This window comes from Rhodococcus artemisiae (genome assembly GCF_036327795.1).
In the GTDB taxonomy this organism is placed as follows: Bacteria; Actinomycetota; Actinomycetes; order Mycobacteriales; family Mycobacteriaceae; genus Rhodococcus; species Rhodococcus artemisiae.
The window spans coordinates 565,621-584,799 of sequence record NZ_JAUTXY010000001.1; the positions used below are offsets into that span (position 1 = coordinate 565,621).

Here is a 19,179-nt window from a genome sequence, read left to right on the forward strand (position 1 = left end):
GTGAGTGTCCCGTACACGGACATGGACGCTCTCGTACACCGAGATCACCACGATCGTGCCGACTGCGACGAACAGGTTACCCGGATGTTGACCGGCGTTTCACTTCACCCAATTGTGTACCCACTTCCGTCTACCGCAGTCACCAATACAGTGTGATAGTGACAACTTGGCAGCCCGACATCCTCGGCGACGGATACCAGCAGCTCAGTCTACCTCTGGGCACCGACCCGGACGGGGAAGGACAGATCAGCGCGACGCTCGTCCGGTATCAGCCGGACGAAGCCGATCTCCCCGATCGCGCGGTCCTCTACGTCCACGGTTTCACCGACTACTTCTTCCAACAGCACCTGGCCGAGCACTTCGCCGCGCAGGGCTACCGATTCTATGCGCTGGACCTGCGTAAATGCGGTCGATCACTGAGGCCTGAGCACACCCCCCACTTCGTCACCGACCTGAAGTTCTACGATTCCGAACTCGACCGGGCGTTGCGCCTCGTGCGTGACGAGGTGCGCGGGGGCGTCCTGCTCGCCGCCCATTCGACCGGCGGTCTCGTGCTCCCGCTGTGGCTCGACCGCCTCCAGCGACGCCCCGGCGGCGCCCGCGGAGCGGGTGTGACAGGTCTGATCCTGAACAGCCCGTGGTTCGACCTGCAGGGGCCCTCCTATCTGCGCAATGTCGGCACGGCCGCGATCGATCTCATCGGCCGGCTCCGCCCCAAGGACGCGGTCCCCGGCCCGAAGCTCGAGACCTACGGGGCGAGCCTGCAGCAGGGCGGCTGGACCTACGACCTCGACTGGAAACCGCTGACGGGATTCCCGATCAGGTTCGGCTGGATCCGCGCGGTCCGACACGGACATGCGCAGCTGCACCGCGGGCTCGATATCGGAGTACCGTCGCTCATCCTGCGTTCGGGGAAGAGCGGTTCGGCGCCCGCATACGACCCCGAGATCGATACCGTCGATGCCGTCCTCGATGTCCGGCAGATCGCCCGGTGGGCGGGGTGCCTCGGCAACCGGACGACGATCGTGCCCATCGACGGCGCTCGGCACGATGTGTTCCTTTCCACACCGCTGCCGCTGGGTGAGGCGTTCCGGGAATTGGACCTGTGGCTGGAATGGTTGGACGGTCACAGGACCGGCGACGAGACCGCCGGCGCCCGGGCGGATGACGCCCGGCCACGAACCACGGGAGAGCATGCGTGACCCACTACGACCTCGCGATCATCGGCACCGGATCGGGTAATTCACTCATCGACGAACGCTACGACGACAAGCGCGTCGCGCTCCTGGAAGAGGGCACCTTCGGGGGTACCTGCCTCAACGTCGGGTGCATCCCGACCAAGATGTACGTATATGCAGCCGAGGTCGCACGCACGATCAGGACCGCAGGCAAGTACGGTGTCGACGCTTCGATCGACGGTGTGCGCTGGAACGACATCGTCGACCGAGTGTTCGGACGAATCGACCCGATCGCAGCGGGCGGCGAACGCTACCGCCGCGAAGACTGCGACAACGTGACCGTGTACGGCGGGCATGCCCGGTTCGTCGGTGAGCGCAGGATCGACACAGGCACAGGCGAGACCATCACAGCCGACCAGGTGGTCGTGGCGGCAGGCTCACGTGCGAGTGTCCCCCGCAGCGTTGTGGACAGCGGCGTGCGCTATTACACGAGCGACGACATCATGCGTCTGCCGAAGCTTCCCGAATCGTTGGTGATTCTCGGGACCGGATTCATCGCCATGGAGTTCGCGCATGTGTTCTCTGCGCTGGGCACCAGGGTGTCGGTGATCGCGCGCAGCGGCGCGCTGCTGCGCCACCTCGACACCGAGGTCTCGGAGCGTTTCACGTCGCTGGCGTGTGAGAAGTGGGACGTCCATCTGACCGATCCGGCCCGCCGATTCCGGCCCGTCGGCGACGGTGTCGAAGTGGAACTCGAGAACGGCACCGTTGTCTCCGGCGATGCACTGTTGGTCGCGACCGGTCGCGAACCCAACGGCGACCTGCTCGACGTGGCGAAGGCGGGGATCGAGCTGGACGACGAGGGTCGCATCGTCGTCGACGAGTTCCAGCGCACCACCGCGCGCGGTGTCTTCGCGCTCGGTGACGTGTCGTCGTCGTACCAGCTCAAGCACGTAGCGAACCACGAGGCTCGCGTCGTGCAGTACAACCTGCTCCACGACGCGTGGAGTAGCGACACATCCGAGCTGCGGCGGTCCGATCACCGTTTCGTGCCTGCGGCTGTCTTCACAGATCCGCAGATCGCGACCGTCGGGTTGACGGAGGAGCAGGCCCGCACCGCCGGGTACGACATCTCGGTCAAGGTCCAGAACTACGGCGACGTCGCCTACGGCTGGGCGATGGAGGACACCGAGGGCTTCTGCAAGCTGATCGCCGATCGGTCCACCGGCCTGCTGCTCGGTGCGCACATCATCGGGGCACAGGCGTCGACCGTGATCCAGCCGCTGATCCAGGCGATGAGTTTCGGTCTGACAGCAAAGGAGATGGCCACCGGCCAGTACTGGATCCATCCGGCACTGCCCGAGGTCGTCGAGAACGCGCTGCTGGGTCTCTGACCCGATCGATGAACGGCGCCTCCCGGATCTTCGGACCCGGGAGGTGCCGTCGTTCGTCTACCAGCTTCCGGTGCGGAGCGCGATCGCGGATGCGAAGTCGGCCGGTGCGTGCGCCGGGATGTTCTCGACCCCGTCGAGTTCGACCACGCGGAATTCGCCGGTGACGTAGCGCATCGAGCCATCGGCCTCCGCGCGCCGCGCTGCGCTCCCGATCACGATGGTGGTGGGGACCTCCGCGGCCGGCGCCGAAGCGTCGCGCACGGTGCCGTCGACGTCCGCGACGGCCGGGTGCCCACGTTCGGCGACCACAAGACTCGCGAACCGTCCGAATCGTCCTGCCGCAACCGCCCACGCGAGTTCGGCGCCGGCTCCGCTGCCCACGAGATGCACCCACGGCAGTGCCAGGTCATCGAGTATCGCGAACACGTCGGCCGGACCGAGACCGTCGATGTCGTCGACGACGACCGTGCGGAGATCCGAGTTGTGCAGCCGCTCACACACGACGTCGTACACGCCTGCAGACTCCCCTGCGTCGGGAAGCAGTAGAACTGTATGCCGACTGTCGGGCCCCCCGACATGCACCCGAACACTCCCCCCTGGGGCGCTCACCGTCCTGGTTTCCATGCGCGCAAACGCTACACGCCGGGCCGTCGCGCCCCGGGTATTGCACCCCGCTCGTCGCGGTTCTATGGTTAGTTACATGAGTAATGAACCGACGAACACCACGTCGATCTCATGTTGACCGACGGCGGACAACCGCTCTTCCGTCAGATCGCGGAACTCGTGGAGAACTCGATCATCGACGGCTCACTCTGCGAAGAAGAGCAAGCGCCGTCGACGAACGAGCTCGCAGCGTTCCACCGCATCAATCCAGCCACGGCAGCCAAGGGGCTGAATGCCCTGGTCACCGACGGAATTCTCTACAAGAAACGGGGAATCGGCATGTTCGTCAGCACCGGCGCCCGCGACACACTCCGGGCGCGACGCCGCGAGCGGTTCGCGCTCCAGTACATCGCCCCACTCCTCCGCGAAGCGGACAAGCTCGGGGTCACGACCGAAGAACTCAAAGCGATGCTCGACAACTGGGAGGCCTGATGCCCGCCACACCCGCACCTCCACTCGTCCGCGCACGCGGGCTGCGGCAGCAGTTCGGCGCCTTCACCGCGCTCGACGACGTGGATTTCGAATTACAGGACCACACCATCTACGGACTGCTCGGCCGCAACGGCGCTGGGAAGACCACCCTGATGCAGATCCTCACCGGGCAAACACTCCCGAGCTCCGGGCGGATCGAGGTCTTCGGAACCGACCCGTACGAGAGCGCCGCAATCATGCAGCAGATGTGCTTCGTCGCGGACACCCAGCGCTATCCCGACGCCGTCTGCGTCCGGCACGTGCTCAGTTCCGCGGAACTACTCGTCCCCCGGTGGGACAGCGACTACGCGCACCACCTCGTCGAAAGGTTCGCGCTGCCCGAGAACCGCCGGGTCAAGAAGCTGTCGCGCGGTATGACGTCGGCGCTGGGAATCGTGGTCGGATTGGCCTCGCGGGCACCGCTGACCGTCTTCGACGAGCCCTACCTCGGCCTCGACGCCGTCGCACGGAAGATGTTCTACGACGAACTGATCGCCGACTACGCGGAGCATCCGCGCACGATCGTCCTGTCGACACACCTCATCGACGAGGTCGCCGACCTTCTCGAACATGTACTCGTGCTCGACCGCGGCCGACTGGTCCTCGACGTCGACACCGACACCGCACGCGCCAGCGCCGCGGTGGCCGAGGGCCCGGCCGACGACGTCGCCCGAGTCGTCGGCAGCCACACCGTGCTCCACCACGAGAGCCTCGGGAACACCGTCCGCACAACCTTCCTCAGCGGGACCGACGGTATCGACGAGACCGGCCGGCCGGCCGGCGTGAGCATCCACGCCGTGTCGCTGCAGGACCTCGTCGTACATCTGCACGTTGACCCCACGACCGAGTCGCACGCGCGCACCACGACTGCATCGACAACACAGGAGGCTCCGCTGTGACCGCCGCGCTCGCCCTACCCGCCCCCGTCACCACCGGAGCAGCACGCGTGTGGTCCGTCGCACGCATCCAGACGGTCGCGTGGCCCCTGCTGATCGCCTGGCCCGCCGGGATACTCGCCACTGCCTTCGCGATCCCGTGGGTCATCTTCGCCCTGGTCACGACCGACCAGCAGTACAACGTCACCGGTAGTGTGCTCTCGCTCTACGGATTCGTCGTCGCCTTCTACCTGCTGTCGATGACGCAGATGTTCCCGTTCTCGCTGCGGTTGGGCAGCACTCGCGCACATTTCATGTCGTCGATCGTGTTGATCGGACTCGTCCAATCGTTCGTGTTCGCGGCGGTCCTGCAGGCGCTCTCGGTGGTCGAGGAAGCGACGGACGGCTGGGGCGTACGGATGCGCATGTTCGGAGTACTCCGATTCCTGACCGACAGCGCCTTGATCCAGTTCACCGGCTACTTCGCCACATTGACACTCGTCGTAGGGCTGTCCGTACTCGCCGGCGTGATCCACCAGCGCTGGCGCGCAATGGGGCTGCTGACCGCAGGCACCGCCATCATCGTGGCCGTCGGGCTCGCATCGATCCTGCTGACGTGGACGCAGTCGTGGTCGGCCCTGTGGTCGTGGTTCGCCGACACACCCCGCGTGGTGACCCTCGTGTTGCTGCCGATCGCGATCGCGGCAGTGTGTACTGCCGCAGCGTGGCGAATCCTGCATCGATCGGCACCCTGATCTCAGGCAGGGTCCAGATCTCAGGGAAGGGTGAGGATCTCGCTACCGGTCTCGGTGACGACGAGTGTGTGCTCGAACTGCGCGCTCCACCTGCGGTCCTTGGTGACAACGGTCCAGCCGTCGTCCCAGATCTCGTAATCCGGGGTGCCGAGGTTGATCATCGGCTCGATGGTGAACACCATGCCCGGCTCGATGACGGTGTCGATGTCAGGGCGGTCGTAGTGCAGGATCACGAGTCCGTTGTGGAAGGTCTCGCCGATCCCGTGACCGGTGAAGTCGCGCACTACGCCGTATCCGAACCGGTTGGCGTACGACTCGATGACACGGCCGATGACGTTGAGAGCCCGGCCCGGCTTGACTGCCTTGATCGCGCGCATCGTCGCCTCGTGGGTGCGCTCGACGAGCAGGCGTGCGTCCTCGGACACGTCGCCGGCCAGGAAGGTGGCGTTGGTGTCGCCGTGGACGCCGTGGATGTAGGCGGTCACGTCGATGTTGACGATGTCGCCGTCCTCGATCACGGTGGTGTCCGGAATTCCGTGGCAGATCACCTCGTTGAGCGACACGCACACCGACTTCGAGAATCCGCGGTAACCGAGGTCGGACGGGTACGACCCGTGATCGCACATGAACTCGTGTGCGATGCGGTCGATCTCATCGGTCGTCACGCCGGGGGAAACTGCCTTGCCCGCCTCGACGAGCGCCTGCGCCGCGATCTTCGATGCGATGCGCATCTTCTCGATCGTCTCCGGAGTCTGTACCCACGGCTCGTTGCCTTCGTTCGCCGTGGGCTTCCAGACGTACTCGGGGCGCTCGATGGACTTGGGGACCTCACGGATGGGGGTCGGGGTTCCGGGGACGAGCGGGGCACGGGTAGACATGCGGTCCAGGTTAGTCGCTCCCGACCACCTCGTTGCCTCGTGCCCCGCTCGCCGATCCCGGTTCGCACGACGGACGCTCAGGACGTGACCCCTTGCCGCAACAGGAACCTCTGGACCTTGCCGCTCGGAGTCTTGGGCAGATGCGGGACGAAATGGACTGCACGCGGGTAGGCGTGCGCCGCGAACTTCTTCTTCACGAGTTGTTGCAGGTCCGATTCGAGCGCATCGTCGCCGTCGACACCGTCGCGGAGCACCACGAATGCTTCGAGAACCTCGCCGCGCAGTTCGTCGGGAAGACCGACGACCGCCGCCTCGACCACGTCCGGATGCATCACCAACACGGATTCGACGTCGAAGGGCCCGATCCGGTAGCCGGCCATGATGATGACGTCGTCGTCGCGCGAGGAGAAGAAGTAGAAACCGTTCTCGTCGACCTTCCCTGCGTCGCCGGTCAGGTACCAGCGACCGTCGTCGGTGAATCGGGTAGCGGTCTTGTCGGGGGCATCGACGTATCCCGTGAACCACACCAGCGGGCTGTTCTCGACGTCGATCGCGACCCGGCCGAGCTCGCCGGGTTCGGCGATGTCGTCGCTGTCGTCGCGCAGGACCGCGCAGGTCCATCCCGGCAGTGGCTTCCCCATCGATCGCTCCGGCACATCGTCGCGGAGCCCGTCGGCCCACGCATCGACGACGAACATGCCGTGCTCGGTCTGCCCGTACTGGTCGCGCACCACCACACCGAGTTCCTCGCGCGACCAGGCCAGCACGTCGGGAGTCAGCGGCTCCCCCGCCGACGATGCCCGCCGAAGACGGATCCGGGCGTGAGGGGCGGAGTCGGCGCGCAGCGACCGATACACCGTCGGCGCCGCCGCGAAGTTGGTGACGCCGAAAGTGTCGAGCACGTGCCAGGTGAGCGCCGGGGAGAATCCGGCGTGCAGCAACAGACTCCGGCGGCCCGCGGCCAGAGGTCCGAGCAGCGCGTAGTAGAGCCCGTACGCCCAGCCTGGATCGGCCGCGTTCCAGAACACGTCGTCCTCACGGACGTCGAGACCGAATTCGAGGTAGGCGTGGAACGAAGCCAAGGCCTTGACCGGCACCGGGACGCCCTTGGGGGTGCCGGTGGTACCCGATGTGAAGAGCTGGACGAGACCACCGTCTCCGCCCACCGACACCGCACTACCTCGCGGATCGTCAGCGGAATGGGATTCGACGAGCTCGGCGAAGTCCAATCCGACACCGTCCCCATCGCCTACGACGATCACCTGCCACGGCGCATCGTGCGGGATGTCTTCGCCGGGAGCGAGCTTGCCCACCTGATCACCGTCTGCGACGACAACCTTCGCGCCGCTCGCGCCGAGACGGAACGCGATCGCGGGCGGCGCGAACGCGGTGAACAGCGGGACGTGGACGGCGCCGCGGCGCCAGATTCCGAGCAGCGCGACGACGAGGTCAGCGGATTTTCCCATCAGGGTCGCGACGTGGTCGCCCGGTTCCACACCCAGATCGGCGAGTGCTGTCGCGAATCGCGCCGACCGCTCTGACAGGTCGCCGAACGTCAGGTCGGTCGATCCGAGATCGGGGTCGATCACCGTGAATGCCACCGCATCGGCCGGGTGGTCGTCGCACAACAGACGGGCAGCAGTGGCGTCGGCTGTATCGTAGCGGTCCAGAAGTTCCTGCACACGGGTCGCTGTGTCGGCCATCGGTCCGTCCTTTCGTAGCGCATCGGCGTGGGCCCCGGGCCCACTCGACCCTGGCACGATCTATGATTCCTGTCACAGAAACCTCCCGATACCCCCGGAAAGGGGTGGCCGACCGTGTCCACCGCTGCCTCATCCCTGCTTCGCCCCCGAGACGGCGACGCACTGCGGAGCGAGCTGCGCCGTACCGCCTCGCACGCGCAAGTTCCCGTTGTCTTCGCCGGTGAGGTGAAGAGCGGGCATCTGCACCTCAGCGAGTTCCTCGGTACCCGGACGAACGGTCTGGCGGGAGTGGTCGTGCCGCCGCGCGCGGGTCTCGGCGGCCGCGCACTCGACGAGGCACGCCCGGTGACCGTCGCCGACTACGGAAGCGCGTCGTCGATCACCCATCACTTCGACCGTCCGGTACTCGGAGAGGGGCTGCGCTCGATCCTGGCGGTGCCGGTCGTGGTCGGTGGTGCTGCACGCGCCGTGCTGTACGGCGCAGTACGCGAGCGAATCCAATTCGGAGATCGGGCCGTGAACGCGTTCGTTCACGCTGCGACCCGGCTCGCGAGCGAGATCACGGTGCGTGACGAGGTGGACCGACGGGTCGCTATGCTCGGCTACCTCACCTCCGACACGAAGGAGCCGATCGCCACCACCGAAGTGCGGGAGGTGCACGCGGAGTTGCGCGCGCTGGCACAGGACGTCGACGATGCCGAGCTCCAGCAACATCTCAGAGCCCTGTCCGACCGTCTCGCGTCGGCCCTCGTCGGGAAATCGCCGTCGGATACCGAGGTCACGCTCTCGACGCGTGAGACGGATGTCCTGTCCTACGTGGCATTGGGCTGCTCGAACGCCGAGATCGCCCGGCGCCTGGCGGTGGGGCCCGAGACCGTCAAGAGCTACCTGCGCAGCACCATGAACAAACTCGACGTGCATTCCCGCCACGAAGCCGTCACGGTCGCGAGAAAGCTGGGCCTTCTGCCCTGACCGTGTCGCGGCCGCGGCGCACCGTTCATGCTCCGTCCGACCGGTACTCGGGTGGCAGCGCGGCGAACATGTCGCGCGTGACGCCCACCGCGTTGTCCGAGCTCCCGCCGCGGACCACAAGTGTCGCGAAGGCGAGATCACCGCGGTAGCCGACGAACCACGAGTGCGACCCACCTTCGACCTCTGCCTCACCCGTCTTGCCGTAGACGTCCCCCTGATCGCGGATTCGGTCGGCGGTACCGCTGGTGATGACCAGTCGCATCATGCCGCGTAATCCGTCGACCACCTCGGCAGAGATCGGCGGCGCCTCATCCTCCACGACCGTCTCCCGCCCCTGGATGAGATACGGGATCGGGGTGTGCCCGCTCGACACCGTCGCCGCGGCGAGCGCCATTCCGAACGGGCTGACGACCACCTTGCCCTGCCCGAATCCGTCCTCGGTGCGCTCGACGAGATCCTCTGCGGGCGGGACGGATCCCGAGTCCGTCGGCATGCCCACCACGTCGTGGCCGACGCCGATACCGAACTGGGCGGCAGCCACGGTGAGCGCGTCGGACTCCATCTCGGAGGCGAACTTGGCGAATGTCGTGTTGCACGAGCGCGCGAACGCGGTGGCCATCGAGACCGTGCCGAGCGCGAACTCGTTGTAGTTGGGAACACTGCGCTCGCCGATCGTGATCCGGCCGGGGCACGGCACCATCGTCTCCGGGGTCGCGATCCCGTTCGCGATCGCCGCACCCGAGGTGATGATCTTGAACGTGGAGCCGGGTGGATACTGGCCCATCAGCGCGACCGGGCCGTCCTTGTCGGCGGCCTCGTTCTGTGCGACCGCAAGCACGGCACCCGTCGAGGCCTCGATGACGACCATCATCGCCTGCTCGGTACGACCGTCCACCGCCGCTTGAGCGGCCACCTGGATCGGGCGGTCGAGGCTGATCGAGAACGACGGCACGGGTTGGGGTGCGGTTTCAGTGAGAACACCGGTTTCGACGCCGTACTGGTTGACGAGTACCACGCTCCAGCCGGCGGTTCCGTCGACCTGGTCGATGACGGTCTTCTTGACCTGGCCGACCAGGTCCGGGGCGAAGGTGCGGTCGGTCGCGACCATGTCTGCCTGTTCGGTGACGACGACACCCTGAATCGACGACAGCGCGCCGGCGACGAGGTCGTAGTCGTCCTGGCGAAGACGTACGACCGCGCGCGGTCCGTCGGCGGCGGTCACGGACTCGGCGATCGACTGGGCCGTCAGGGACCTGTCGAACTGCGAGAGCGTGGCCGACAGCGACCGAGCGGCAGCCGGAATATCGGGACTCAGGGAGGCGTCGAACGCGATTCCGTACACGACGCCCGGCACGAGGACGTCACTTCCTGCGTGCTCGTTGACCCGGGCCCGCGGCGCAGGATCGCTCCTCAGGAACATGGTCTGACGATCACCGAGTTGCGGATGCACGGCGGATTTGGACCAGCGCACCACCCAGTCCTCGCCGCTGCGACCCATCTGCAACTGACCGGTGTAGTCCCACACCCGATCCTTGGGGAGGTGCCATTCGTAGCTGTAGTCGACGACAGCGGAGTCACCGGCGATCCGGACTCCCGCCGTGGTCGCCGTGAGCGACTCCGCCTGCAATCCGTTCCAGACTTCGACAAGCGAGGTCTCGGCGTCGTCCGGCCGGTCGGTGTAGCCGGCTGCCCGCGCGAAATCCTGTTCCGCCAAGGCATTCAGGAAAAGCTGGGCCGCCGGTTCCGGACCCGCTGCGCGCGGCGTGCAGGCGGCGACGAGCCCGAGGAGCATCAGCAGCGTCGTGATGACGGCTGCGGATCTCCCGCCGGCACGGCACGACGGAGCGGATCGAGGTCTCATCGCCGTCATCGTAAGGGCTCGTGGCCCGGATTCGGCTCAGGCGCCGCGTCAGTCCAGGAGCACGGTGCAGAATGTCGCGACCTGACGGAACCCTGCACGCGCGTAGGCGGCACGCGCCCGGACGTTGAAACTGTTGACGTACAGACTCGGGAGACGACCGCTCGCTGTGACCGACACGGCGACCGCGGCGGTGCCGGCTGTGCCGAGTCCCTGACCGCGCATCTCCGGATCCACCCAGACACCTTGGATCTGTCCCACGGCCGACGACACCGATCCGACCTCGGCCTTGAACACGACACGGCCACGTTCGAATCGCGCCCACGCCCGTCCGGCAGCGATGAGGCTCGCGACACGACGCCGGTAGCTCGCTCCCCCGTCGCCGGATCGTGGATCGATTCCGACCTCCTCGATGAACATGGCGATCGCTGCGGGCAGATACCGGTCGAGTTCCTCGGGCCGGACGCGCCGCACGCGTGAATCGGGTTCGATGAGGGGTTCGCGGTCGAGGACGAGCAGCGGTTGCTCCGCGCGCACCTCACGCGGCGGGCCCCACGTCGATTCCAGCAGTTCCCACATCGGGAGTGCGTACTCGACGCGGCCCACCACCGAGGAGCACAGGCGGGGGCCGCGCGCGGCCCGTTCGGCGAAGGCGTGGATGTCGTCCGGATCGCCCAGGAGCGGAATCAGGTTCGCGCCCGAGAAACACAACGATTGGTCGGGGCCACCGCGACTCCACATCTCACCGCCGAACGAGCGGTGGTCGAGTCCGTACTCCTCCACACGCCCGGCGACCATGCACGATGCCACAGGGTCGCGGGCGAGCACCCGTTGCACCGCGACCGTGTCGCGGCCTCCCAGCGACCGGACACCAAGAAGCTTGAGCACTCGCTCACCACCCGTCGACAAGCCGATACGAAATCAGAGTGCCATGTGTCACGCCATCGGGGAAATCGTGTCCTGCTCCATGTGTCCGAGTACCTTGCAGGCGCCTCACACGCCCCACCGGTATCAGGAGATGGACACCGTCGGGGACCCCGCTCCGGCGTCTTCCATCTCTTCCGCGATCCGCATCGCTTCCTCGATGAGCGTTTCGACGATCTGAGCCTCGGGCACGGTCTTGATGACCTTCCCCTTGACGAAGATCTGGCCCTTGCCGTTTCCGGAGGCGACGCCGAGGTCGGCCTCGCGGGCTTCGCCGGGGCCGTTGACAACACAGCCCATCACCGCGACACGCAGCGGGACCTCCATGCCTTCGAGTCCCGCGGTGACTTCGTCAGCGAGCTTGTAGACGTCGACCTGAGCACGACCGCACGACGGGCACGAGACGATCTCGAGCTTGCGCGGTCGTAGGTTCAGCGACTGCAGGATCTGACCGCCGACCTTGATCTCTTCGGCGGGCGGGGCGGACAACGACACCCGGATCGTGTCGCCGATCCCCTGCGACAGCAACGCACCGAATGCGACGGCCGACTTGATGGTGCCCTGGAAGGCCGGGCCCGCCTCGGTGACACCGAGGTGAAGCGGGTAGTCGGACCGGGCGGCAAGCTGACGGTAGGCCTCGACCATGACGACGGGATCGTTGTGCTTGACGGAGATCTTGATGTCGCCGAAGCCGTATTCCTCGAACAGGCCTGCTTCCCACAACGCCGATTCGACGAGCGCCTCGGGTGTGGCCTTGCCGTACTTGGCCATGATGCGTGGGTCGAGGGAACCGGCGTTGACACCGATACGGATCGGGATACCCGCGTCGCCGGCCGCCTTGGCGACCTCCTTGACGCGGCCGTCGAACTCCTTGATGTTGCCCGGGTTGACGCGGACCGCCGCGCAGCCGGCGTCGATCGCCGCGAAGATGTAGCGCGGCTGGAAGTGGATGTCGGCGATGACCGGGATCTGGCTCTTCTTCGCGATCGCGGACAGCGCATCGGCGTCTTCCTGGCGCGGGCACGCGACACGGACCATGTCGCATCCGGCAGCGGTGAGCTCTGCGATCTGCTGAAGGGTCGCGTTGATGTCGTGGGTCTTGGTGGTGCACATCGACTGCACCGAGATGGGATGGTCGCTTCCGACACCCACGCCACCGACCATGAGCTGCCGGGTCTTTCGCCTGGGCGCGAGGACGGCGGGGATCTCGGGCATGCCCAATCCGACGGGGCTGGTCACAGTTCGCCTTCTTTCGTAGCTACTGCGCGATTCTACCGGCGCAGGTCAGAACAGCTGGATGGGGTTGACGATGTCTGCTGTGAGAGTGAGCACCATGAACGCACCGCCGATGACCACTGCGACATATGTCAGTGGTAGCAGTTTCATGTAGTCGACGGGTGCGCCGACCGGGAGTCCGCGCAGATTCCGGAACCAATTGCGGATGCGCTCGTAGATCGCGACGGCCATGTGCCCGCCGTCGAGCGGCAGCAGTGGCAGCAGGTTGAAAGCCCCGAGGAAGAAGTTCAGCTGCGCGAGCAGCAGCACGAACGACTCCCAGATTCCGCGTTCGGCGAACTGCCCACCGATGACACTGGCGCCGACGACACTCACGGGTGTGTCGATGGACCGTTCCCCACCCGTCACCGCGGTCCACAGGTCGGCGACCTTGCTCGGTAGCGACACCAAGGCTTCAGCGGTGCGCACCGCGAGGAAACCGGTGAACTCGAAGGTGGCCGGCACCGCCGACAGCGGGGTGTATTCGAGGACGGTCGGCTCGCCGCCGACGCCGATCGCGCCGACCTCCCGGGAGACGGGCTCCGCCTCTGGGGCAGTGCTCTCGTACACCCAGCGCTGCACCTGCTGGATTGCGACCGGGAACGTGAGGGTCTCGTCGCCGCGCTCGACCGTGAACTCCGCAGTGCCCGTCAGCGCCTGTGTCTCCGTGACGAGATCACGGAAGGTCTCGACGGGGGTACCGTCGACCGCCACGATCACATCGCCGACCTCGATGCCGGCCTGCTGAGCGGGGCCGGTTCCCGAGCACTCGGCCGGCTTGTAATCCGGTGGCCCGGCCTGAGTCGGCGCTGCACAGTCCAGCGCGCCGACCACCGCGCGGTTGTCGGTGTTGGGAAGCCCTCCGGTCACCGCCAGCCCGTAGATGAGCACGATTCCGAGCAGGAAGTTCATGGCGATGCCGCCGGACATGACGACCAGGCGTTTCCATGTCTTCTGCTTGTACATCGCACGGTCGTGTTCGTCGGGCTCGAGTTCGTCGAGCGCGGTCATTCCCGCGATGTCGCAGAAGCCGCCGGCCGGGATGGCCTTGAGCCCGTACTCGGTCTCTCCACGCCGGAAGGAGAACACACGGGGCCCGAAACCGATGTAGTAACGCCGGACCTTCATGCCGAGCTTCTGCGCGGTCCACATATGACCGGCCTCGTGCAAGGCTATGGATACGGCGATGCCGAGGGCGAAGAGCACGACGCCCAGAACGAACAGCATGTGTGGCCGATCCTCCTACTTGACGAGTGTGCGAGCCCGCTCACGGGCCCAGCTGTCGGCAGCGAGCACATCGTCAACGGTAGCGGGTTCGGCCGACCACTGATCGGCGTCGCCGAGCACCGCCTCCACAGTACCGACGATCCGTGGGAACGAGAGCGCACCGTCCAGGAATGCCTCGGCAGCCACCTCGTTGGCCGCGTTGTACACCGCGGTGAGGCATCCGCCGCCCCGCCCGGCCGCGCGCGCGAGTTCGATCGCGGGGAAGACATCGTTGTCGACGGGTTCGAAGTGCCACGTCGAGGCTGTCGCGAAGTCGAGCGCCGGCGCCGCGTCGGAGACCCGGTGAGGCCATCCGAGGGCGAGTGCGATCGGCAGTTTCATGGACGGTGGCGACGCCTGCGCAAGGGTGGAACCGTCGACGAAGGTGACCATCGAGTGCACGATCGACTGCGGGTGCACGGTGACGTCGATGCGGTCGTAGTCGACTCCGAACAGCAAGTGCGTCTCGATGAGCTCGAGCCCCTTGTTGACGAGTGACGCCGAGTTGAGCGTATTCATCGGTCCCATCGACCACGTCGGGTGCGCGCCTGCCTGCTCCGGGGTCACGGAGTCGAGTTGCGCGGCCGTCCAGCCGCGGAACGGTCCACCCGATGCGGTGAGCACGAGCCGCGCGACCTCGTCGCCGGTGCCGCCCCGCAGACATTGCGCGAGCGCGGAATGTTCGGAGTCCACCGGCACGATCTGCCCGGGTGCTGCCGCCGCGGTCACCAATCCCCCACCCGCGACCAGCGACTCCTTGTTGGCCAATGCCAGTCGGGCACCGGTCGCGAGGGCCGCGAGGGTTGGTTCGAGCCCGAGAGAGCCGACCAATGCGTTGAGGACGACGTCCGCTTCGGATTCCTGCACGAGCCGGGTGACGGAGTCGGAGCCGCTCCGAACAGGGAGGTCGAGCCGGGATGCCGCGACAGGATCGGCGACCGCGATGTCGGTGACACCGGTCGTGCGGATCTGTTCCTGGAGCAGGTCGATGTTGCCGCCCCCGGCGGCGAGGCCGACGACCTCGAACTTGTCGGGGTTCGCGGCGATCACCTCGAGCGCCTGGGTTCCGATGGAGCCGGTGCTGCCGAGAAGCAGCACCCGAGTGCGGTCATAGGTCTCTGTGTCGGCCACGCACACATTGTCGCTGATGCGACCGAGGGTTCCGCCCCGCGGTGGCGGACCGGGACGAATGCGACGCGCGGAGTACGGCCCCCACTTCATACGACGGGCGGTCGTATGTCACGATTAGCGGCAACACCAGCATCTGGCGAGCAGGAGGAACAACGGTGGCCGGTACCGAGTTGCAGCCCACTCACGTCTCTACGGCGGAAGTGCCGTCGGCCGAGTGGGGATGGAGCGGTGAAGCTCCGCGGCTGTTCCGTGCCCTGGGTTGGATCTTCGCAGTATTCCTGCTGCTGATGATGATCGGCAACCACAGCGGCTGGGTCGAGAACCTGTACCTGATCGGCTTCGCCGCCGTGATCGTCTTCATCCTGGTTCGCGACATCGTCAGGCGCCGCAAGCCCCGGTAGACCGGCGGGGCCCGTCCGAGACGGACTCGAACACACGAACACCCGAGGTGCACACGTGCACCTCGGGTGTTGTCGTCCCCGGGACGCTTCTCCCGTCAACAACCCGACCTGATTGTCAGTGCCCCGACCACTCGGGTGCACGCCGCTCCGCGAACGCCCTCGGTCCTTCCTGGGCGTCGTCGCTGTTGTAGCAGTACTCGGAAGCGTGTCGTGCTGCCCGCAGCGCGGCCGATCGGCCCATCTCCGTGGCAAGCATCACCGTCTCCCGTGCCGCTCGGACCGACAGCGGCGCACCGGAAAGGATCTCGCGGGCGAGTTCGAGTGCGGAGTCGAGCAATGCGGGCGGGTCCGCGATTCGGTTGACGAGTCCGATCTCGTACGCGCGCTGGGCCGTGATGGGTTTGCCCGTGAGCAGGATCTCCATCATGATCCGCTGCGGGATCATGTGGATCAGGGGCGACGCCCACGGCGAGCTCCTGCCCACCTTCACCTCGGTCACCGCGAAAGTGGCGGTGGTGCTCGCGACGGCCAGGTCGCAGGACTGGGCGAGGAGCCATCCCCCGGCGAACGCGGCGCCGTTGACCGCCGCGATGGTCGGTTTGGTCAGCTCGACGTTGTCGTACGGCACAGGGATCAGATCGCGGGGCGGCACCCGCATCCCGGTCTGCACCATCTCCTTGAGATCGCCGCCGGCGCAGAACGCCCTGTCGCCCGCTCCGGTGAGGATCGCGACGCGCAGCGCGGGGTCGGATTCGAACAGTTTCCACGCGGCGTACAGGCCCTCGCGGACATCCTCGGCAAGGCAATTCCGCGTCTCAGGGCGGTTGAGTGTGATGATCGCGATACCGTCCTCGCGGGCATCGAACAACACGGCGTCGCTCATCTCAGAAACCTCGCTGCTCGATCGTGTGGGCGTCACGCGCCAGGTCTTCTCTGAAGTCGGGGTGGGCGATGGCGATCAGTCGCCGCGTCCGCTCGGCGAGCGAGCGGCCGCGAAGATCCGCCGCACCGAACTCGGTGACGATCACGTCGACGTCGCTGCGGGCTGTGGTGACCGGGCCCGACAACGTCGCGGTGATCCGACTGATCGTGCCGGCCTTCGCGGTCGCGGGCAGGGCCATGATGGCGTGACCTCCCGGCGACCGGGATCCCGCGCGCACGAAATCCACCTGGCCGCCGGTCCCGCCGAGATAGGCGGCGCCGCTCTGCTCCGCGTTGACCTGACCGGTCAGATCCACCTCCATCGCCGAATTGATGGTGACCAGCCGCTCCACCTGCGCGAGCACGGCCGCGTCGTGGGTGTACGAGGTGGGGCACATTCTGATCTGCGGGTTGTCGTGCGCGAAATCGTAGAGGCGCCGGGTCCCGATGAGTGCTCCGGTGATGGACACACCCTGGTCGATTCGCTTGCGCGCGTTGGTCACCGCACCCGCTTCGACGAGATCGACGAGGCCGTCCCCGAGCATCCCCGAATGAACGCCGAGGTCCTTGCGATCCGGCAGCAACCGCAACAGCGCGTCGGGGACCGCGCCGACTCCCATCTGGATGACGGAACCGTCGCCGATGTAGTCGGCGGCATGTCGCGCGATCGCCTCGTCGATATCACTGATCCGGGCCGGTGGCACCTCGACAGGCGGGCGCGACGTGTGCACGGCGTAGTCGATCCTCGACGCGGGCAGCAACAGGCCTTGTGTGAACGGCACCTGGTCGTTGACTTCCGCGACCACGACACGGGCCTTGCCCACCGCGGCCTGCACGTAGTCGCTGATGAGTCCGTAGCTGTGATTCCCGTCGACATCGGCTTCACTCACCTGGACGAAGGCCACGTCGCATCCGAGGATGCCGGCCTCGATCATCGGCCCGACCTGGCTGACGTGACACGGAATGACGTCGAGGCAATGCGCTTTCGTCATCGACCGCAGCGCACCGATCGCGCCCATGCTCGACAGCCTGAAGCTGCCTGCCGTCTCGGGGCTGAAGATCCCCGAGAAGCTGGTCGCGACGAACGCAGTGAGGTCGCCGATGTCGTCGCCCTGGTCGATCAAGGCTTCGATGAGGGTCGTGGGTTCGCCGCAGGCCTGCCCGATGACGATGCGGTCGCCGGGGCGCAGGAACTCGCGGACGTCGATGTCGGGTGCCGCCAGGACGTTCACGCGTCACGCTCGATGTTGTCGAACCGCACCGCGGCGGTGTCTTCATGCCGCACCGCGGCGGCGTCTACCGGCCGCACCGCGGCGGCGTCTACCGGCCGCACCGCGGCGGCGTCTACCGGCCGCACCGCGGCGGCGACACGCAGGTCGTCGATGATCTCGTCGGTGTCTGCCCCGAGCCTGGGCGCGGGCCCCGAGATGCGGCCGGGTGTGCGCGAGAACCAGGCCGGGGGCCCGGGGAATCGGACCGTGCCGTAAGGCGATTCGACCTCTTCGAAAAAGCCGACTTCCTCGAGATGCGGGTTCTCGAACAGCTCGTCGAGCGTTCGGACGGGCGCCGCCGGAATGTCATGGGAGCGCAGAAGATCGAGCCATTCCTGTGTCGTGCGTTCGAGGAAGGTGTCGCCGAGCAGCCGGTAGACCTCGTCGATGCGTGCGGCTCGCTGAGCGAGCGTCGCGAAATGCTCTCCCGCCCACGGTGGTTTCACGGCGTCGACGAACGCGCTCCACTGCTTGTCGTTGTAGACCAGCGCTGCGATCCGACCGTCCTTGGTGCGGTAGGGCTTCCGGTTGGGCGCCACCACGCGGGGATACACCGCTGGCCCCAGCGGCGGCGTGAACATCGCCCCGTTGCCGTGTTCGACGAGCATGAAGGCCGCCATGGTCTCGAACATGGCGACCTCGACCTCTTGGCCCTCCCCCGTCCGTTCACGATGGAACAGCGCCATGATGGTGGCGTACAGGGCCGTCAGTCCGGCCACCTTGTCCGCAATGATGGTACCGACGTAGCCGGATTCGCCCGTCAGCTGCTCCTGCACGGACGGCAGCCCGCATTCCGCCTGGATGGTGTCGTCGTATGCGGTGAGATTCGAGTCGGGGCCGCCGCGTCCGTACCCGTAGCAATTCGTGTACACGATCGACGGGTTCAGGGCCGCCACCTCGTCATATCCGAATCCGAGGTGGGCGATCGCGGTAGCGCGCATCGAGTGGACGAACACGTCGGCATCGGCGATGAGTTCGCGCAGTGCCGCTACACCCTCGTCGGATCGAAGATCGAGGACGACGCTGCGTTTGCCCCGGTTGACATTGACGAACACGCCGCCCATGCCCGGCTCCGGCCCGACCGAAATATATCGGGTGTTGTCGCCGGCCGGCGGTTCGATCTTGACGACGTCCGCTCCCATGTCGGCCATGATCTGGGTGCAGTATGGACCCATCACCATCGCCGTGAGATCGACGACTCGCACTCCGGACAGGGGACCTGGGTGTTTCATCTGCAGAACCT

18 protein-coding genes are annotated in these 19,179 nt (G+C 66.6%); 7 read left to right on the forward strand and 11 right to left on the reverse strand.

What is annotated here, in order from left to right; translation table 11 throughout:
* The first annotated feature begins 158 nt into the window (after positions 1–158).
* Positions 159–1,202 carry an alpha/beta hydrolase gene (locus Q7514_RS02800; protein WP_330131719.1) on the forward strand — a complete coding sequence of 348 codons (1,044 nt, stop codon included), beginning with the start codon at positions 159–161 and terminating at the stop codon, positions 1,200–1,202.
* The gene (gene mtr / locus Q7514_RS02805; protein ID WP_330131720.1) at positions 1,199–2,572 is read left to right on the forward strand and encodes a mycothione reductase; all 1,374 of its coding nucleotides are present in this window, start codon (positions 1,199–1,201) and stop codon (positions 2,570–2,572) included. Before Q7514_RS02800 ends, mtr begins: the two co-directional genes overlap by 4 nt.
* A gap of 57 nt (positions 2,573–2,629) precedes the next feature.
* Here mtr and Q7514_RS02810 read toward each other — a convergent pair whose 3' ends face one another.
* Positions 2,630–3,196, reverse strand: coding sequence for an alpha/beta fold hydrolase (locus Q7514_RS02810; protein WP_408016020.1), 567 nt, complete (start codon positions 3,194–3,196; stop codon positions 2,630–2,632).
* A gap of 114 nt (positions 3,197–3,310) precedes the next feature.
* Here Q7514_RS02810 and Q7514_RS02815 point away from each other — a divergent pair, with 114 nt between their 5' ends.
* Genes Q7514_RS02815 through Q7514_RS02825 form a run of 3 tightly spaced genes read left to right on the forward strand, consistent with a single transcriptional unit; the run spans position 3,311 to position 5,336 of the window.
* Complete coding sequence (locus tag Q7514_RS02815) at positions 3,311–3,667, forward strand: GntR family transcriptional regulator (RefSeq protein WP_330132003.1); 357 nt, start codon at positions 3,311–3,313, stop codon at positions 3,665–3,667.
* Positions 3,667–4,605 carry an ABC transporter ATP-binding protein gene (locus Q7514_RS02820; RefSeq protein ID WP_330131721.1) on the forward strand — a complete coding sequence of 313 codons (939 nt, stop codon included), beginning with the start codon at positions 3,667–3,669 and terminating at the stop codon, positions 4,603–4,605. Before Q7514_RS02815 ends, Q7514_RS02820 begins: the two co-directional genes overlap by 1 nt.
* Positions 4,602–5,336: a hypothetical protein gene (locus tag Q7514_RS02825; RefSeq protein ID WP_330131722.1), complete on the forward strand. Its 735-nt coding sequence runs from the start codon at positions 4,602–4,604 to the stop codon at positions 5,334–5,336. The genes Q7514_RS02820 and Q7514_RS02825 overlap by 4 nt, the downstream gene beginning before the upstream one ends.
* 20 nt (positions 5,337–5,356) lie before the next feature.
* Here Q7514_RS02825 and map read toward each other — a convergent pair whose 3' ends face one another.
* Together map and Q7514_RS02835 are read right to left on the reverse strand one after the other, a co-directional pair.
* Positions 5,357–6,214 carry a type I methionyl aminopeptidase gene (map, locus tag Q7514_RS02830; protein ID WP_330131723.1) on the reverse strand — a complete coding sequence of 286 codons (858 nt, stop codon included), beginning with the start codon at positions 6,212–6,214 and terminating at the stop codon, positions 5,357–5,359.
* 77 nt (positions 6,215–6,291) lie between these two features.
* Entirely contained in the window at positions 6,292–7,917 is a 1,626-nt protein-coding gene (locus tag Q7514_RS02835; RefSeq protein WP_330131724.1) for an AMP-binding protein, read from the reverse strand.
* 114 nt (positions 7,918–8,031) lie between these two features.
* On the opposite strand from Q7514_RS02835, the gene Q7514_RS02840 reads away from it, so the two are divergent.
* Entirely contained in the window at positions 8,032–8,889 is an 858-nt protein-coding gene (locus tag Q7514_RS02840) for a helix-turn-helix transcriptional regulator (protein ID WP_330131726.1), read from the forward strand.
* 25 nt (positions 8,890–8,914) lie between these two features.
* Here the strand turns inward: Q7514_RS02840 and Q7514_RS02845 are convergent, their stop codons facing one another.
* From Q7514_RS02845 to dxr, 5 genes are all read right to left on the reverse strand, one after another.
* A complete protein-coding gene (locus Q7514_RS02845; RefSeq protein WP_330132004.1) occupies positions 8,915–10,681 on the reverse strand; it encodes a penicillin-binding transpeptidase domain-containing protein in 1,767 nt (588 codons plus the stop codon).
* Positions 10,682–10,798: 117 nt separating this feature from the next.
* Entirely contained in the window at positions 10,799–11,635 is an 837-nt protein-coding gene (locus tag Q7514_RS02850) for a GNAT family N-acetyltransferase (protein ID WP_054717061.1), read from the reverse strand.
* A 123-nt stretch (positions 11,636–11,758) separates the two neighbouring features.
* Positions 11,759–12,910 (reverse strand): flavodoxin-dependent (E)-4-hydroxy-3-methylbut-2-enyl-diphosphate synthase, encoded by a 1,152-nt coding sequence (gene ispG, locus Q7514_RS02855; RefSeq protein WP_132470474.1) that lies wholly within the window; start codon positions 12,908–12,910, stop codon positions 11,759–11,761.
* A gap of 45 nt (positions 12,911–12,955) precedes the next feature.
* Positions 12,956–14,173: a M50 family metallopeptidase gene (locus Q7514_RS02860; protein ID WP_330131727.1), complete on the reverse strand. Its 1,218-nt coding sequence runs from the start codon at positions 14,171–14,173 to the stop codon at positions 12,956–12,958.
* Between the two features lie 15 nt (positions 14,174–14,188).
* Positions 14,189–15,343 carry a 1-deoxy-D-xylulose-5-phosphate reductoisomerase gene (dxr, locus tag Q7514_RS02865; protein WP_330131728.1) on the reverse strand — a complete coding sequence of 385 codons (1,155 nt, stop codon included), beginning with the start codon at positions 15,341–15,343 and terminating at the stop codon, positions 14,189–14,191.
* A gap of 155 nt (positions 15,344–15,498) precedes the next feature.
* Here dxr and Q7514_RS02870 point away from each other — a divergent pair, with 155 nt between their 5' ends.
* Positions 15,499–15,744 carry a DUF2631 domain-containing protein gene (locus tag Q7514_RS02870; protein ID WP_330131729.1) on the forward strand — a complete coding sequence of 82 codons (246 nt, stop codon included), beginning with the start codon at positions 15,499–15,501 and terminating at the stop codon, positions 15,742–15,744.
* Positions 15,745–15,859: 115 nt separating this feature from the next.
* On the opposite strand, the gene Q7514_RS02875 is transcribed toward Q7514_RS02870, so the two are convergent.
* From Q7514_RS02875 to Q7514_RS02885, 3 genes are read right to left on the reverse strand one after another with little or no spacing between them, the layout of a single operon-like run.
* Positions 15,860–16,627 (reverse strand): enoyl-CoA hydratase/isomerase family protein, encoded by a 768-nt coding sequence (locus Q7514_RS02875; RefSeq protein WP_330131730.1) that lies wholly within the window; start codon positions 16,625–16,627, stop codon positions 15,860–15,862.
* A 1-nt stretch (position 16,628) separates the two neighbouring features.
* Positions 16,629–17,897: an acetyl-CoA hydrolase/transferase family protein gene (locus Q7514_RS02880; protein WP_330131731.1), complete on the reverse strand. Its 1,269-nt coding sequence runs from the start codon at positions 17,895–17,897 to the stop codon at positions 16,629–16,631.
* A complete protein-coding gene (locus tag Q7514_RS02885; RefSeq protein WP_330131732.1) occupies positions 17,894–19,168 on the reverse strand; it encodes a CaiB/BaiF CoA transferase family protein in 1,275 nt (424 codons plus the stop codon). The genes Q7514_RS02880 and Q7514_RS02885 overlap by 4 nt, the downstream gene beginning before the upstream one ends.
* Between the last annotated feature and the right edge of the window lie 11 nt (positions 19,169–19,179).

Bases quoted from the DNA above. Each gene is read 5' to 3' on its own strand.
- Q7514_RS02820 (WP_330131721.1), top strand. From the start codon at position 3,667: ATGCCCGCCACACCCGCACCTCCACTCGTCCGCGCACGCGGGCTGCGG.
- Q7514_RS02810 (WP_408016020.1), bottom strand. From the start codon at position 3,196: ATGGAAACCAGGACGGTGAGCGCCCCAGGGGGGAGTGTTCGGGTGCAT.
- Q7514_RS02875 (WP_330131730.1), bottom strand. From the start codon at position 16,627: ATGAGCGACGCCGTGTTGTTCGATGCCCGCGAGGACGGTATCGCGATC.
- map (WP_330131723.1), bottom strand. From the start codon at position 6,214: ATGTCTACCCGTGCCCCGCTCGTCCCCGGAACCCCGACCCCCATCCGT.
- Q7514_RS02885 (WP_330131732.1), bottom strand. From the start codon at position 19,168: ATGAAACACCCAGGTCCCCTGTCCGGAGTGCGAGTCGTCGATCTCACG.
- Q7514_RS02845 (WP_330132004.1), bottom strand. From the start codon at position 10,681: ATGCTCCTCGGGCTCGTCGCCGCCTGCACGCCGCGCGCAGCGGGTCCG.
- Q7514_RS02835 (WP_330131724.1), bottom strand. From the start codon at position 7,917: ATGGCCGACACAGCGACCCGTGTGCAGGAACTTCTGGACCGCTACGAT.
- Q7514_RS02860 (WP_330131727.1), bottom strand. From the start codon at position 14,173: ATGCTGTTCGTTCTGGGCGTCGTGCTCTTCGCCCTCGGCATCGCCGTA.